Origin of the sequence: Pseudomonas sp. MYb185, assembly GCF_002979975.1 — a bacterium.
Taxonomy (GTDB): Bacteria; Pseudomonadota; Gammaproteobacteria; order Pseudomonadales; family Pseudomonadaceae; genus Halopseudomonas.
Window position 1 is genome coordinate 155,423 of the sequence record NZ_PCQD01000005.1, and the last position, 15,344, is coordinate 170,766.

Genomic DNA, 15,344 nt, shown 5'->3' on the forward strand with positions numbered 1-15,344 from the left:
TGTCGTTTATGGCGTACCTTGTTGCGCCTGCAATCTGGGCCGATGACGACGATACGCGCTTTCTGCAGGATCAGACCCGTCGCGCCATCGAACAGCGGTCGCAAGCCGAGGAGGTGCTGGCGGCGCCACCTGGCACCCTGATGTATGAAGGCCAGCGTTACCAGGTGCCGAGCACCCTTGAGTCGCTGACGCCGGCCATCTATGTGGCGATCAATACCAATCAATGGACCCAGTTGCCGGATTTCATCGCCCGTTACCGTGAGCTGCCGGGGCATCGACCGGCGCTGGTGAGCATGGCGGAAAGTCTGCTGGCGCGTTTCGAGGGGAATTATCCGCTGGCGCTGCAGCGTATGGAACTGGCCAGCGAGCAGGAACCGACTGATGCGCGGGTGCTGCTGGAGCTGGCGCGGCTGTGGTTCGAGGATCATCAGGAGAAGCGTGCGGAGCAGGGCTTTGCCAGGGCACTGGATGCCGGGCTGCCACTCGAGGTGCAGATGCTGATCCAGCAGTACCACCAGGCCATGGATATTCGTGCCGGCTGGCATGGCAGCGCGGCACTGGGCGTGGGCTATAACGACAATATCAACCAGGCCAACGGCTATTACAGCTGCCTGAACTATTTTGCCGGCATCTGTTTTTTCGAGCGGCAGATGCCTGACCCAATCGAGTCGGAATTGGTCAGCTATGAACTGTCCTTGCAGCGCCGCTACAACCTGTCGGGTAATCACAACCTGCAACTGCGGCCGATGAGTTATGGCACCTATTATGCGGAAACCAATCCATCCCGTACGGCGACCATGCAGGATTACAGTACCAACCTGGCGATATTGCAGGTGGGTTACCAGTACCTGGACGCGCGCAACAGTATCAGTCTGATGCCCTATGTGGAGCATTACTACCGCAACCGCGCCAGTGACTACCTGGCCCACGGGCTACAACTGGAATGGCGGCGTACTTTGAGCCGCAAGTGGCAGATCGGCACCAGCCTGGATACCAAGCGCTACGAGTACACCAGCAAGGGCCAGCGTACCGGTGCCGACTATGAGATGCATCAGTGGGGGTTGACTGCCTCCTTCATGCCACAGCCCAATACCAGTCTGTATACCGGACTGACCCTGAGCCGGCGCAAATACGAGATCGAGCAGGCCAGCAGCAAGGATTGGGCGGCGCGTGTTGGGGTATATCATGGCTTCTCCGGCAGGGCCGGGTTGTATGTCAATGCGCTGGGTATCTACCGCGACAGCCGCAATGATGCCCATGACTTCTTTCTCGGAGACCGGCGGCGGGATCGGCAGCAGGTGTATATCCTCAGTGCCGGGGCCAATGGTTGGAAGGTTGCAGGGCTGACGCCGGAGTTGCGGGTACGGCACAGCATCAACCACAGCAATCTGGATTGGGCGTTCGGGTTTGAGCAGACAGAGGTGAGTTTGATGTTGCGGCGGCAGTTTTGAGGGGAAGGTTGCGGTGGGTTTTCATCGAGCAGGCACTTGCCAACCCTGGCGGGCTTGCCGGTTTGCTGCACGCATACAATCAATCCACACACCACCGGCCTGCAGTCTTGGGGTGTAGCGCGCCCGCGCTACGCCTGCAATTTTGAGCTGCTGATGGCTGTCGGCGAGCAGGCGCTCGCCAACCCCGGCGTTGTCAGTTCTTTGCGATCAGGTTACCCGCGTGCAGGCCACATTCCTTCTGGGTGGCTTCTTCCCACCACCAGCGGCCTTCACGCTCGTGCTGATTGGGCAGGACGGGGCGGGTGCAGGGTTCGCAGCCGATGCTGATGAAGCCGCGTTCGTGCAGCTTGTTGTAGGGGATCTCCAGCATGCGGATGTAGTTCCATACATCCTCGCTGCTGTAGTTGGCCAGTGGATTGAACTTGATCAGCGTGCGCTCGGCGCTGGAAAACGCCGCATCGGTCTCGAGCACCGGTACGTGGCTGCGGGTACCGGGGCTCTGATCGCGGCGCTGACCGGTGATCCAGGCGTCCACGGTGCTCAGCTTGCGGCGCAGCGGGGCGATCTTGCGGATACCGCAGCACTCGCCGTGGCCGCTTTCATAGAAGTCGAACAGGCCCTTTTCCTTCACATAGGCTTCCAGCGCCTGCTGATCCGGGGATAGCACCTCGAGCTGGATACCGTAGTGCTTGCGCACTTCCTCGAGGAAGCGGTAGGTTTCCGGGTGCAGGCGGCCGGTGTCCAGGGTGAAGACCTTGATGTTCGGGTTGATCTTCCAGGCCATGTCGAGCACCACGATATCGTCGGCGCCGCTGAACGACAGCCACAGATCATCGAACTGCTGTATGGCCAGCTTGAGAATATCTTGCGGCGACTTGCTCGCGTATTTCGCAGCCAGGGTTTCTACATCGAACACATTGGTGGACATCAGGCTCTCCCGCTATGCGGCCCGTGCAGGCGGGCCATCTCTAATCGCGGCATTTTAACAAGGCCCGCTTAGTACTTCTTCCCTTATTTGGTTATAGTTTTATGCCTTTTGGCTATCAATCGAGGCCGTCCGGTCAGCTCATCATTGCGCCGGGCAAGCGGAGCCGGTAGATTGTGGCGCCAGTTCAATCACTGCTTCAGGAGTAATCTGTGGAAATCGCCTGCCTTGACCTCGAAGGTGTTCTGGTCCCCGAAATCTGGATTGCCTTTGCCGAGAAAACCGGTATCGCCGAGTTGCGCGCGACCACCAGGGATATTCCGGATTATGACGTGCTGATGAAGCAGCGTCTGCGCATTCTCGATGAGCATGGCCTGAAGCTGGCGGACATCCAGGAAGTCATCGGCACGCTGAAGCCGCTGGATGGCGCTGTGGAATTCGTCAACTGGCTGCGCGAGCGTTTCCAGGTGGTGATCCTGTCCGATACTTTCTATGAGTTCTCCCAGCCGCTGATGCGTCAGTTGGGCTTCCCGACGCTGCTGTGCCACAAGCTGGTGACCGATGACAGCGACCGGGTAGTGGACTACCAACTGCGCCAGAAGGATCCCAAGCGTCAGTCGGTGCTGGCATTCAAGAGCCTGTACTACCGGGTGATCGCCGCTGGCGACTCCTACAATGACACCACCATGCTGTCCGAGGCCCATGCCGGCATCCTGTTCCATGCGCCGGACAACGTCATTGCCGAATTCCCGCAGTTCCCGGCGGTGCATACCTTCGAGGACCTGAAGAAGGAGTTCATCAAGGCCTCGAATCGTCCGTTGACGTTGTAATTGGGGGAGTGTCGAGCACTTGCTCGACGTATTGCTGGCTATGAGGCCGCAGGCGTAGCGCGGGTGCGCTACACCCCAGGGCTGAGTGTGTCGAGCGCCCGCTCGACGCATGGCCGGCTGAGAGCCTGCAGGCGTAGCAAGCTGCTACTCACTAACTACCTTCCGCTGATTTTACAGCTAACCTGAAAACCCCCTTCGATCCCGGAGACTCCTTCGTCCTCCGGACTCACCTGATAATGCCTCCAACGTCACAGCCGGCGGTCTCGATGCGCCGGCCATAACAGGGGGCTGCATGCATTCTTTCGATGTAATCGTACTTGGTGGTGGTAACGCCGGGCTCTGCGCCGCGTTGGCGGCGCGGGAGAGTGGTGCCAGGGTGGCGCTGCTCGAGCGTGCGCCCGAGCAACTGAAAGGCGGCAACTCGGCGCATACCGGCGGGGCCTTCCGCGTCGCTTATCACGGCAACGACGACCTGCGGGTACTGATGCCCGATCTGCTGGACAGCGAACTGGAGAACAGTGACTTCGGCAGCTACAGCCAGGATGACTTCTTCGGTGAGCTGGCCGCCATGAGCCAGTACCGGGCTGACCCCGAGGTGCTCGACACCGTGGTCACCCAGAGCCTGGATACCCTGCGCTGGATGACCACCAAGGGCGTGCGCTTCATGCCCATCTACGGTCGTCAGGCGTTCAAGGTCGATGGCAAGTACAAGTTCTGGGGTGGTCTTACCGTGGAAGTCTCCGGCGGCGGCCTCGGTCTGGTCGATGCGCTGAGTCGTCGTGCGCAGCAGGACGGCGTCGAGCTGTTCTATGGTGTGCGCGCCAAGCGTTTGAACCGCTGTGGCGATGGCCGTTGGCAGGTGCTGGCCGCCAATGGCGAGGTGTTTGCGGCCCCAGCGGTGATCGTCGCCACCGGTGGTTTCCATGCCAACCTGCGTTGGCGCGCCCAATACCTGGGCCCAGGCTGGGATCTGGCCAAGGTACGCGGCTCACGTTTCAACACTGGCGATGGTATCCAGATGGCGCTGGACATCGGCGCCGCCGCGCACGGCAACTGGTCCGGCTGCCATGCGGTGTTCTACGACCTCAACGCCCCGGCGATGGGCGATATCGACCTGCTCAACATGCAGAAGAACTACTTCCATCTGGGTGTGGTGGTGAATGCCGAGGGGCGTCGCTTCGTCGATGAGGGCGAGGATTTTCGCAATTACACCTATTCCGGCATGGGCGAAAAGGTACTGCGCCAGCCAGGCGGTGTGGCCTGGCAGATATTCGACCAGCACAGCGAGCAACTGCTGCCCGACGAGTACCGGGTACGCCAGGCTACGCGCATCCAGGCCGACAGCCTTGAAGAGCTGGCCGGCAAGCTTGAGGGCATCAATGCCCGGGCGCTGCTGCAGACCCTTGACCAGTACAACGCAGCGGTGCGTACCGATATTCCGTTCAATCCGGCGATCCGCGACGGTCGCTGCACCGAAGGGCTGAGTTTGCCCAAGTCCAACTGGGCCAACCCGCTGAGCAAACCACCCTTCGTGGCCTACGCGGTGACCTGCGGCATTACCTTCACCTTCGGCGGTTTGCAGGTCGACAGCCAGGCGCAGGTGCTGGATGAGCAGGGCGAGGCGATCGATGGCCTGTACGCCGCCGGCGAGCTGGTCGGCAACCTCTACTACGTCAAGTATGCCGGTGGTGCGGGCCTGACCTCCGGCTCGGTACTGGGGCGGCTGGCCGGTGCCGGGGCGGCGGCGCGCAGCGATGAGTGGCAGCGGGCCTGAACGGAACAACAATGACAACAAGAGGTTTCACTATGCGACATTCCCAAGGACCCTGGGCGCTACGGCGCCAGGCGCTGAGTTGGGCCTTGCTGTGCGGGCTGGGCATAAGCTGGTCGCTGCCGGCTGCTGCCGCTCCGGTCGACCGCGCGGCCATCAGTGCCGAGTTGCCGGGCAACGATTGGCTGGCCTACGGGCGCAACTACTCGGAGCAGCGCTTCAGTCCGTTACAGCAGATCAACAGCCAGAGTATCCCGGAACTGGGACTGGCCTGGGCGCTGGACCTGCCCGAAGCGACTTCGCTGGTATCGACACCGCTGGTGAAGGAGGGCGTGATCTACTTCAGTGCCACGCACAGCGTGGTACACGCGGTGGATGCACGCAGCGGCAAGCAGCTGTGGCGCTACGACCCCAAGGTCACCGAGGCGTTTCGCGACAATAATCCGCGCCGCCAGCGGATGTACTGGGGGATGAACCGTGGTCTGGCGATGTGGGGCGACAATATCTTTGTCGGCACTGGCGATGGTCGCCTGATCGCGCTGAACATGGCCAGCGGCGAACCGCAGTGGTCGGTGCAGACCACCGACCCGCAGAGTCCCGCGATCATCACCGGTATGCCGCTGGCGTTCAACGGCAAGGTGCTGATCGGCTTCGGCGGCGCCGACAATGGCCCGCTGCGCGGCTATGTGAGTGCCTATGACGCCGAAACAGGTGAGTTGTCCTGGCGCTTCCATACGGTGCCCGGCAATCCGGCCGAGGGTTTCGAGAACGAGGCCATGCGCATGGCCGCCGAGACCTGGAGTGGCGAGTGGTGGAAGCACGGTGGTGGTGGCACCGTATGGAACTCCATGACCTACGATCCGCAGTTCAACCGGGTGTACCTGGGTACCGGCAATGGCGCGCCCTGGAACCGCAAGATCCGCAGCCCGGAAGGGGGCGACAACCTGTTCCTGTCGTCCATCGTCGCGCTGGATGCTGACAGCGGCGAGTACCAGTGGCACTACCAGACCACCCCCGGCGAGACCTGGGATTTCAACTCCTCGATGGACATGGTGCTGGCCGAGCTGGAGATCGATGGCGAGCCGCGCCAGGTACTGTTGCACGCACCGAAGAACGGTTTCTTCTATGTGATCGATCGGGCCAGCGGCAAGCTGATCTCCGCCGAGAAACTGGGCGAGGTTACCTGGGCCGAACGCATCGATCTGGCCACCGGCCGGCCGGTGGAGGTACCCGGCGCACGCTACGAAAGCGGCGAGGCATTCATCTGGCCGGGCCCACCGGGTCGGCACAGCTGGCATCCGATGTCGTTCAACCCACAGACCGGGCTGGTCTATGTGCCGGCGCTGCATATTCCCGGCTACTACAACGACATGGGCATCGACCCGAAGAAGTGGCTGCACCGCAGCCATACCTATGCTTTCGGCCTCAATCTTGGCGCCGGCGATGCGCCGCGCGAGGCTGGCAGTTCATCGCTGATCGCCTGGGACCCGTTGCGCCAGCGCGAGGTCTGGTCGCAGCCCACCGCCGGCGCCTGGCCGGGCGGTACCCTGACCACCGCTGGCAACCTGGTGTTCCAGGGCCAGGCCGATGGCTACCTCAAGGCCTTCGATGCCGCCAGCGGCGAGCCGTTGTGGCAGTTCCAGGCCCAGCGCGGCATCAGTGCGCCGCCGGTGAGTTACAGCGTCGACGGTGTGCAGCAGATTTCTGTGCTGGTCGGCTGGGGTGGCGGCGGTCCGCTGGTGGGCGGCTCGCTGTTCGCCCAGCACGGCTGGGGTTATCGCGACCAGACCAGGCGCCTGCTGACCTTCCGTCTTGGCGGCGAGGCCAGGCTGCCACCGGTGACCAGCACCGTGCTGCAGCTGCTGGATAACCCCGAGCTGCAACTGGATGCCGAGCGGGTGCAGCAGGGCCGGGATCTGTACGTGCGCAACTGCCAGACCTGCCATGGCAGTGATGTGATCAGCGGCGGCGGTGCGCCGGACCTGCGCGCCTCGGCCCTGGCGCTGAGTCCGGAAGGCTTCGATCAGGTGGTGCGCGGTGGTGCTCTGCAACTGCGCGGCATGCCGGTGTTCGATGACTTCGACCAGGCGCAGCTGCAGGCGCTGTACCAGTTCATCCGGGATCGCGCCCGGGCCAGCCAGCCGGCCGAACCCGGTCTGGTGATGGAGGCCAGCCGTTCCAACCAGCAAATCGACAAGGACCAACCATGAGTATCCGCATCTGGCACCAGAGCTTTACCGTCCTCAGTGATCTGGGGGCCTACGACGCCGCACTGCGCGCGCATTTTCAGAAGGTTGCGCGCCCCGACACGGTGATCGACATGCACGGCATGCAACAGGGCACCTACCGCAGCAACTATCCGGGCAACGATATCAAGCATGCCGTGCTGCAGTACCTGCATGGCCTGCAGTTCATGGCCAATGGCATCAATGCCGAGGCTCAGGGCTATGACGTCTACGCCATCAGCACGCTGCCGGAGCCGGCGCTGCGCGAGATCCGCAGCCTGCTACGGATTCCGGTGGTGGGCTATGGTGAGTCGGCGATGCTGACCGCCTGCATGCTGGGCCGCAAGTTCGGAGTGCTGGTGTTCATCGACGAGCTGGCCGAGTTGGTCGCCGACAACGCCGAGCGCCATGGCCTGGGCCAGCGCCTGAGCAGCGTGCGGCATGTTGGCTTCGGCTTCAACGACGTGTTGGCCGCCTTCGAGCAGCCGGACGCGCTGATCGAGCGTTTCCAGGCCGCAGCCCGTGGCCTGATCGAGGTCGGCGCCGAGGTGATCATTCCCGGCGAGGCGCCGCTCAACGTGCTGCTGGCCACCCACGGCATCAACCAGGTGGACGGTGTGCCGGTACTGGACTCGCTGGGCGCCTGGATCAAGCAGGCTGAGAGCATGGTCGATCTGCAGCGCGCCAATGGCACCAGCAGCTGTGATCGCAACTACTTTTCCGCTCGCCCGGACCCGGCCCGGGTACGTGAGATCTTCGACTTCTATGGCCTGGGCGAGCGTCTGCTCGACCCACGCTGAGGGATTGTGACATGAATGATTATCTGACCACCCAGTTGTTGGTGATCGGCGGCGGCCTGGCTGGATTTGCTGCCGCGTTGAGCGCTGCAGAGGCGGGGTTGAATGTACTTCTGCTGGAAAAGACCGCTGCCACCGGCGGCTCTTCGGCGATGAGTGGGGGCTGCCTGGCGTTTGCCGGCACCGACCTGCAACAGGAGCGCGGCATCGAGGATTCGGCCGAGCTGCTGTTTAACGATCTGGTGGAGGTTGGCAAGGGCGAGTGTGATGAGGCGCTGGTCAGGGCCTACACCGACAACCAACTGGCCACTTATGCCTGGTTGAAGCGCCACGGCGTTACCTTCCAGCCGGTGATCGAGACTGCCTCCGGGCAATCGGTACCGCGGGTGCATAACGTCGATCCGGCGGACATGGTGCGCCAACTGGAGCAGGCGGCGCTGGCCAGCGGCAAGGTCGAGATCCTGTACCAGACCCGTGCCCGCAGGCTGCTGCGCGATATCAGCGGCCGGGTGATCGGCGTGACTGCCGAGCAGGCCGGGCAGACCCTGGAAATCCACGCCGAGCGGGGTGTGGTGCTGGCTTGCGGCGGCTTCGTGCATGACCGTGAAATGATCCACCGTTTCGCCCCGCTGTATGACGATGCGGTGTTCATTGGTGGCGAAGGCAACGAAGGCGATGGTCTGCGCATGGCCTGGGCGTTGGGTGCCGATGTGCGGGATATGGTGCATATCAAGGGCACCTTCGGCAAGCACCCGATGGATGAGCACAACCATCATGCCTGCCTGGCGGTATACAAGGGCGCGATCGCGGTCAACCAGGATGGCAAGCGCTATGTCGATGAGTCGTTGTCCTACAAGCTGCTGGGCGATGCCTGCATGCAACAGCCCTATGGTGTGACCTATCAGATTCTCGACCGGGACATCATGCAGAGTGGTGACAACCGGGTGCGCATCCTCGACTTCGAACGGCGCCTGGAGGAAGGGCTGTTCGTCAAGGCCGACAGCCTGGAGCAACTGGCCCGGCTGCTGGAACTGCCGGAGCAGACCCTCGTCGATGAGGTGAATGCCTACAACGCTGCAGTCAATGAGGGGCATACCCCCGAATTCGGGCGCCAGCATCTGGTGCATCAGTTCGGCGAATTGCGGCCGATCGTACACCCGCCATTCTATGCCTACCCCTCTACCGCGGCGGTGTTCGGTACCTACTGCGGGGTGCGGGTGGATGCGCAGATGCGGGTGCAGGATGTGTTCGGCGAGCCGATCGAGGGGTTGCTGGCGGCGGGAGAAATGGTCGGTGGCTTGCATGGCGCGGCCTATATGACCGGCTCGGCGCTGGGCAAGGCGGCGATCTTCGGCCGCCTGGCCGCCGCCACTGTGGTCAACGGCTGAGCCGGGGAGGCAGCATGAATATTCTGGTATTGCTGGCAGGGGTAGCGGACAGCCGCTATCCGCTGCACGAGGTCGGTCTGGACAACGGCCAGGTCCGCGAAAGTGGCCAATCGCGGCGCATCCTCAGCCCATTCGACGAGGGCGCCCTGGAGCTGGCGCTGAAACTGCGCGACCAGCACGATGACTGCCGTATCGAGGTGCTGGTGCTCGGCGGTAGCAATCAGGACAACCTGTTGCGCACGGTGGCCGCGTTCAAGCCGGATCGCCTGCGTTGCCTGCAGCTGCAGCCGTATTGCCCCTGGGATGCCCGGCTGAGCAGCGAGCAGATTGGCCAGTTGCTGCGCGGGGAAGGCCAGCAGCCGGATCTGCTGCTGATCGGCCGCGAGTTCGGTGATCTGGACGAGGGCGGGCTGCCGGTCATGCTGGCGGCGCGTCTGGGGCTGCCGCTGTTCTCCCTGACCCAGTATGCCGAGTGGCAGAACGGCCAGCTGAGCCTGTTGCGCGAGCGCGGCACATCCCAGCAGTGGCATCGTCCACAGGGAGCGTTGGTCGCCACGGTGACCAACGACCGGCGCAACAAGCTACGCCATCCGTTGATGAAGAACGTGATGATGGCGAAGAAGATGAGCTTTGACACCGTCATCGCCCAGGCCGAGCCTTCTGCCGCACTGGCGCTGGAGCAATTGCTGCCGGCACGGGAAGTCCAGCGCGGCGGCAACTGTCGCATGCTGGATGGGGATGTGAACAGTCAGGCGGCGGCTTTGCTGGCGTATCTGCAGGGGGGGAAACAGGCATGAGTGATGCACATCGGATCGTTGCGGTGATACCGCTGGCCTGGGGTGAGGAGGCCATGCTCGCCACACTGGGCGCGGCGTTGCAGGTGAGCGCCAGTGCCGGGTGCGGCTTTGATGTGCTGCTGCTGGGGGGCAGCGCGCAGCCGCCGAGTCTGCAGTGGGAAAGTATGGCTGGCGCGAAGACGGTGCAGTTGGTGGCGCATGAAGCACTGGGTGATGCGCAGAACCTGCCGGCAATGGCTACCGCTACCGGACAGACACTGAGGGAGCAGGCCGGTCAGCGTGTGCTGCTGGTACCACCGGGAGCCGACGGTGAGGAGCTGGCCGGCCATCTGGCGGCGCAACTGGGTGCCCAGTTGCTTGGGCGTTGTAACCAGCTGCGCTGGGATGGTGCCGGTTGGCTGGCCGAACGGGCGGGGTGGGGTGGACGCAAGACCCTGGAGCTGCGCCTGGCGGCGCCGCTGGGTGTGGCCTGTCTGCGTCTGGGCAAGGCCCAGGCGGTGGCCGGCGCTGTAACTGTCGAACCGCAGGTGATGGCGCTGCAACACTCGCTGCCACCTGCCATGGCCATCGAGCAGAGCCAGAGCGAACAGCGTCTGGCGCCGGTACAGGGTGCGCGGCTGGTGGTATCCGGTGGTCGGGGCGTCAACGAACAGGGCTTTGCCCTGCTCGAGGAACTGGCATCCAGGCTCGATGCCGCACTCGGCGGCAGCCTGCCGGCGGTGGATGCCGGGCTGGTACCGGTGGCGCGTCAGGTGGGCATTTCCGGCAACTTCGTCAGTGCCGATATCTATCTGGCCGTCGGTATCTCGGGCACACCGCAACACCTGGCCGGGATCGGCAGCGAGACCTGCATCCTGGCGGTCAACAAGGACCCGGCGGCGGATATCTTCAAGGTTGCCAATGTGGGTGTGGTGGCGGAGTGGGAGGAGTTACTACCCGCGCTACTGGAACAACTACCAGCCTGATGCCCTCGGGTTGTCGCGTGCCTGCGGCTGTAGGCGTAGCGCAGGCGCGCTACACCCCGGTGGCTATTTCCGCCCATGCTCCAGACTCACCTGCACGCCGACCGGTATCCGCCGCTGGGCGTCCAGGCAGCCGGCCATATAGTCGATGAACGCCCGGGTGCGCGGTGCCACGAAGCGTGACTTGGGGGTAACGCTGAAGAAGGTCCGGCCGTAGGTACTCCATTCCGGCAGGATTTCCACCAGGACACCCTTCGAAATCAGTGGGTTGACGAATACATCCAGCACATAGATATAGCCCATGTCGGCCAGCGCGGCGTCGATCAGCGCATCGGTGCTGTTGAAATGCACCGGGCCCTCGGGCAGCAGTTCATGATGTTCACCATTGCGGCTGAACGACCAGACCGCCGGGCTGTAGCTGGCCTTGCGGAACAGGCCAAGGCAGCGGGCCGCGCGTAACTCACCGGGATGCTGCGGGGTGCCGGCCAGCTGCAGGAAGCTGGGTGTGGCGCAGGCCACGTAATGGGCCTGGTACAGGGGGCGGGCGACCAGATCGGCATCATTCACCGAGTCGATGCGAATCGCCACATCGGTGCCGCTTTCGATCAAGCCTTCGGGATGGTCGGTCAGGCGCAGGGCCACCTGCAGCTCCGGATGCTGTTGCCCGAACTCGGCCAGCAGCGGGGCGATGACTTCCTTGCCGAACGCCGCTGGTGACTCGATGCGCAACTGGCCGGCGATGCTGCCGGTCTGCTCCATGACTTCCGCCTCGGCCTCGGCTACATGCCGCAACAGTTCCACGCACTGATGAAAGAAGCGCTCGCCCGGATCGGTCAGGCGCAGGGTACGGGTATTGCGGCTGAGCAGGGTCACGCCCAGGTAGGTTTCCAGGTTGCGCACGCTGGCGGTGACGGTAGCGTTGGCGATGTCCAGGGATTCCGCAGCGCGGCTGAAACTGCCGCATTCAACCACTCTGGTGAACACCTGCATGGCCCAGAGCTTGTCCATTCGGTTCTTCATGTTTTTCTAAAACCCCATTAGCCCAGCCAGCCTCGAACCCATTCGAGCGGGTTCCTATAGTAGCAACCACCTGAGGGAGGTACAAAATGACTGAACTGAACTTTGATCTCATTGTGGTGGGTTGTGGCGCGGCGGGGTTGTCCACGGCAGTGTCGGCAGCCGAGCGTGGTTTGAAGGTGGCGGTGCTGGAACGTTCCCGGATCGAGGAACGCGGTGGGCAGACGCGTTGGACCGAGGCCTATCTGCGTATGCAGAGCCATGAAGAGGTCACCGATGACTTCGATATCTTCCTTGCCGAGAATGCCGGTTTCTATCAGGACCCGGACTTCGTTGCCGAGACCCTGGGCGAGCGTGCGGACTGGTCGGTGCAGACGCGCAGCCAGCCGTTCATCGATGCCAACGTGATCGCCACCTTCGCCGACAGCGTACCTGGCACCATCGCCTGGCTGAAGGAGCAGGGGGTGCGTTTCGACTTTCTGCCGACCCAATTCCTCACCAGCACCCAGCCGCGCCTGTTGCCGGTGGGTGGCGGCGAAGCCATCGTCGAGTGTCTGGCCGCCCGTGCCGAGGCAATGGGTGTCGAGTTTTTCTACCAGACCACCGCCCGTAGCCTGATCAACCCGGAACTGAACCGGGTCACCGGGCTGCACGCCTGGTCCGCCGAGCGCGGCGCACTGCAGTTCAACGGTGCGGTGATGCTGGCTTGCGGCGGTTTTCAGGGCAACCTGGAAATGCTCAGTCGCTACCTGGGGCCGAAGGCGGCGTTTATTCGTCCGGTCTGCAAGGGCGGTTATTTCAACCGTGGCGAGGGCATCCGCATGGCGCTCGAGATCGGTGCCGCCGGGGCCGGTGAATTTGGCAACTTCCATGCCGAACCGGTCGATCCGCGCTCGGGTATCTCCGAGCCGTCGATCTTCATCTTCCCCTACGGTGTGTTGCTGAACAAGGAAGGCAAGCGCTTCACCGACGAGGCTGCCGGTACCGTGGATGCCTGGTACGAGCGGGTGACCCGGCAGATCCTGGCGCAGACCGAAGGTATCGCCTGGGTGATTCTCGACCAGAAGGTCAGGCAGATCCCCAACTACACCCTGGGTATCCGTACCGACCAGCCGGCCATCGAGGGCGCGACCCTGAGTGAACTGGCGGGCAAGCTGGAACTGCCGGTGGAGCAGGTCGAGCGCAGCATTGCCGACTACAACGCCGCCTGCCGTCCGGGCAACTGGAAGCCGCTGGAGCTGGACGGTGTCGCTACCGAAGGCCTGCAGCCGCCGAAGAGCAACTGGGCGCTGCCGCTGGATACCGGTCCCTATTTTGCCTACCCGATCATCTCCGCCAACGTGTTCACCTTCGGCGGCCTGAAGATCGACGAGCAGGCCCGGGTGATCAATATCGATGGTGCGCCGATCGACAACCTGTATGCCGCCGGTGAAGCCGCGGCGATGTACTTCAACAACTACTGCGGTGGGACCTCGGTGTTGCGTGGCCTGGTGTATGGCCGCCGTGCCGGACAGAACGCAGCACAGGTGCTGGCATGAGCATTGATCGGGGGCTGGCGCTGGTGACCGGTGCCTGTGGTGCGATCGGCAAAGCCTGCTGTGAGCGGCTGCTGGCTGAAGGCTACCGGGTGCTGGCGACGGATATGCAGCCAGGTTCGTCCCTGCCCGCCCAGGTATCGTTCCGTGGCCTGGATGTGACCGACGAGCAGGCGGTAGCCAGGCTGGTGGAGGAGGGTGAGGCACGCTATGGGCAGATCACTGCGCTGGTCAACGTGGCTGGCGTGGTGTCCCGGGGCCGGGCGATTGATCTGCCGGTGGCAGAGGTCGAGCGGGTCTGGCGCATCAATGTGCTGGGTACGCTGATTGTCTGCCAGCAGGTGGGTCAGCGCATGGCGGCGCGGGGGCGGGGCGCCATCGTCAATATTGGCTCGGTGGTTGGCAAGAATGCCGGCAATGCCAGGCCGTGGCTGGATCCCAGCGAACTGGAGCGCGCCGGTAACGTGGCCTACGGCATGTCGAAATCGGCTATTCATACCCTGACCGGTTTTCTGGCCAAGGAACTGGCATCGCAGGGAGTGCGGGTCAATGCGGTGGCCCCTGGCCCGATTGCCACGCAGATGACCGACAGTTTTCCTGAAAGCCTGCGGGCGCTGGTGCCGGCAGGGCGTATGGGCACGCCAGAAGAAGTTGCCCATGCAGTGCACTTTTTACTCGATGAACGCTCCGGCTTCATCAGCGGCGAGATTATTGATGTCAATGGCGCACTCTGGTGCGACTGAGTTCACCAACCAAAGGACGATTTCAACAATGAAGAGTATTTATCTGGTTCTGGACATGCAGAACGACCTGGTTCATGCCGATGGCGCCAGTGGCAAGGCACCGATGCAGGCCGATATCCAGGCCCGGGAAGTGATCCAGCGCACCGCCAACGCCATTGCGCGGGCCCGCGCCGAGGGCATGCTGGTGGCCTATGTACGGGTGGCTTTCTCCGATGACCATCGCGAGGCCAACCCCAACTCCCAGGTATTCGGCCCGATTGCCAAGAATGGCATTCTCAAGATGAATGCCTGGGGTGGTCAGATCCACGAGGCGCTGGCACCGCAGGCCGGCGACTGGGATATCGTCAAGCACCGGGTGTCGCCGTTCTACCAGACCAGGCTGGAGCTGCTGCTCAAGCGCGAGGGCATCGAGCGCATCTACTGCAGCGGTGTCAGCACCCAGGCGGTGGTGCAGGCCACCGTGCGTGACGCCCATGACCGTGATTACGATGTAGTGGTTCTCGAGGATTGCTGTGCTGGCCCCAACGAGCAGGAACATGCCAACTCCCTGGCCAGCATTGCGCGCTTCTGTTCCGTGGCCACTTCCGAGTCGGCCTTTGCGTAAATCACCACCTGTCCCGAAGTGGTGATTTGCAGCCCGGTCCCTGTATGGGAGACCGGGCTTTTTTTGTCACTGCTCAGAGTCTGCTGCCTGCTAATCTGCAGAGCCCGCCCAGTTTCAACTCCACCATAAACACTGTGAATAGGTGGTTATGGGACTGCTTTCCGTGGTTCAAAGTGTCTCGTGAGCAATGCGGGTAATCAATTCAGGATTCTGCTCTGCAGCGATGCATGTTGAAAACATGTTTTTCGAGAAGCTGATCGCTGAGGCTCAGCATTGACCTCTCTGTATTTTTTGCTCCC

13 protein-coding genes are annotated in these 15,344 nt (G+C 62.9%); 11 read left to right on the top strand and 2 right to left on the bottom strand.

Translation table 11 applies throughout. From position 1 onward, the window contains the following. The first annotated feature begins 8 nt into the window (after positions 1 to 8). Positions 9 to 1,451 carry a porin family protein gene (locus tag CQ007_RS09550; protein ID WP_146114565.1) on the top strand — a complete coding sequence of 481 codons (1,443 nt, stop codon included), beginning with the start codon at positions 9 to 11 and terminating at the stop codon, positions 1,449 to 1,451. 193 nt (positions 1,452 to 1,644) lie between these two features. Here the strand turns inward: CQ007_RS09550 and CQ007_RS09555 are convergent, their stop codons facing one another. After that, positions 1,645 to 2,379: a phosphoadenylyl-sulfate reductase gene (locus CQ007_RS09555; RefSeq protein ID WP_105645545.1), complete on the bottom strand. Its 735-nt coding sequence runs from the start codon at positions 2,377 to 2,379 to the stop codon at positions 1,645 to 1,647. 209 nt (positions 2,380 to 2,588) lie between these two features. Here CQ007_RS09555 and thrH point away from each other — a divergent pair, with 209 nt between their 5' ends. From thrH to CQ007_RS09590, 7 genes are all read left to right on the top strand, one after another. Next, positions 2,589 to 3,206, top strand: a complete 618-nt coding sequence (gene thrH / locus CQ007_RS09560) for a bifunctional phosphoserine phosphatase/homoserine phosphotransferase ThrH (protein ID WP_105645547.1) — start codon at positions 2,589 to 2,591, stop codon at positions 3,204 to 3,206. Between the two features lie 292 nt (positions 3,207 to 3,498). Beyond that, positions 3,499 to 4,980, top strand: a complete 1,482-nt coding sequence (tcuA, locus tag CQ007_RS09565) for an FAD-dependent tricarballylate dehydrogenase TcuA (RefSeq protein WP_105645549.1) — start codon at positions 3,499 to 3,501, stop codon at positions 4,978 to 4,980. Positions 4,981 to 5,012: 32 nt separating this feature from the next. Continuing rightward, on the top strand, positions 5,013 to 7,187 hold the full coding sequence (locus tag CQ007_RS09570) for a PQQ-dependent dehydrogenase, methanol/ethanol family (protein ID WP_105645551.1): 2,175 nt from the start codon (positions 5,013 to 5,015) through the stop codon (positions 7,185 to 7,187). After that, complete coding sequence (locus CQ007_RS09575) at positions 7,184 to 8,002, top strand: aspartate/glutamate racemase family protein (protein ID WP_105645553.1); 819 nt, start codon at positions 7,184 to 7,186, stop codon at positions 8,000 to 8,002. The genes CQ007_RS09570 and CQ007_RS09575 overlap by 4 nt, the downstream gene beginning before the upstream one ends. A gap of 11 nt (positions 8,003 to 8,013) precedes the next feature. Further along, on the top strand, positions 8,014 to 9,387 hold the full coding sequence (locus CQ007_RS09580) for an FAD-dependent oxidoreductase (RefSeq protein ID WP_105645555.1): 1,374 nt from the start codon (positions 8,014 to 8,016) through the stop codon (positions 9,385 to 9,387). 14 nt (positions 9,388 to 9,401) lie between these two features. Continuing rightward, complete coding sequence (locus CQ007_RS09585) at positions 9,402 to 10,184, top strand: electron transfer flavoprotein subunit beta (RefSeq protein ID WP_105645557.1); 783 nt, start codon at positions 9,402 to 9,404, stop codon at positions 10,182 to 10,184. Beyond that, the gene (locus CQ007_RS09590) at positions 10,181 to 11,149 is read left to right on the top strand and encodes an electron transfer flavoprotein subunit alpha/FixB family protein (RefSeq protein WP_105645559.1); all 969 of its coding nucleotides are present in this window, start codon (positions 10,181 to 10,183) and stop codon (positions 11,147 to 11,149) included. The genes CQ007_RS09585 and CQ007_RS09590 overlap by 4 nt, the downstream gene beginning before the upstream one ends. A gap of 63 nt (positions 11,150 to 11,212) precedes the next feature. Here the strand turns inward: CQ007_RS09590 and CQ007_RS09595 are convergent, their stop codons facing one another. Next, positions 11,213 to 12,166: a LysR family transcriptional regulator gene (locus CQ007_RS09595; protein ID WP_256582256.1), complete on the bottom strand. Its 954-nt coding sequence runs from the start codon at positions 12,164 to 12,166 to the stop codon at positions 11,213 to 11,215. Positions 12,167 to 12,252: 86 nt separating this feature from the next. Between CQ007_RS09595 and CQ007_RS09600 the strand changes: the two genes are divergently transcribed. The 3 genes from CQ007_RS09600 to CQ007_RS09610 are packed head-to-tail and all read left to right on the top strand — an operon-like array spanning position 12,253 to position 15,045. Then, the gene (locus tag CQ007_RS09600) at positions 12,253 to 13,701 is read left to right on the top strand and encodes an FAD-dependent oxidoreductase (protein ID WP_105645563.1); all 1,449 of its coding nucleotides are present in this window, start codon (positions 12,253 to 12,255) and stop codon (positions 13,699 to 13,701) included. Continuing rightward, positions 13,698 to 14,441: an SDR family NAD(P)-dependent oxidoreductase gene (locus tag CQ007_RS09605; protein WP_256582258.1), complete on the top strand. Its 744-nt coding sequence runs from the start codon at positions 13,698 to 13,700 to the stop codon at positions 14,439 to 14,441. Before CQ007_RS09600 ends, CQ007_RS09605 begins: the two co-directional genes overlap by 4 nt. 28 nt (positions 14,442 to 14,469) lie before the next feature. Next, positions 14,470 to 15,045, top strand: a complete 576-nt coding sequence (locus CQ007_RS09610) for a cysteine hydrolase family protein (protein ID WP_105645565.1) — start codon at positions 14,470 to 14,472, stop codon at positions 15,043 to 15,045. Positions 15,046 to 15,344: the final 299 nt, after the last annotated feature.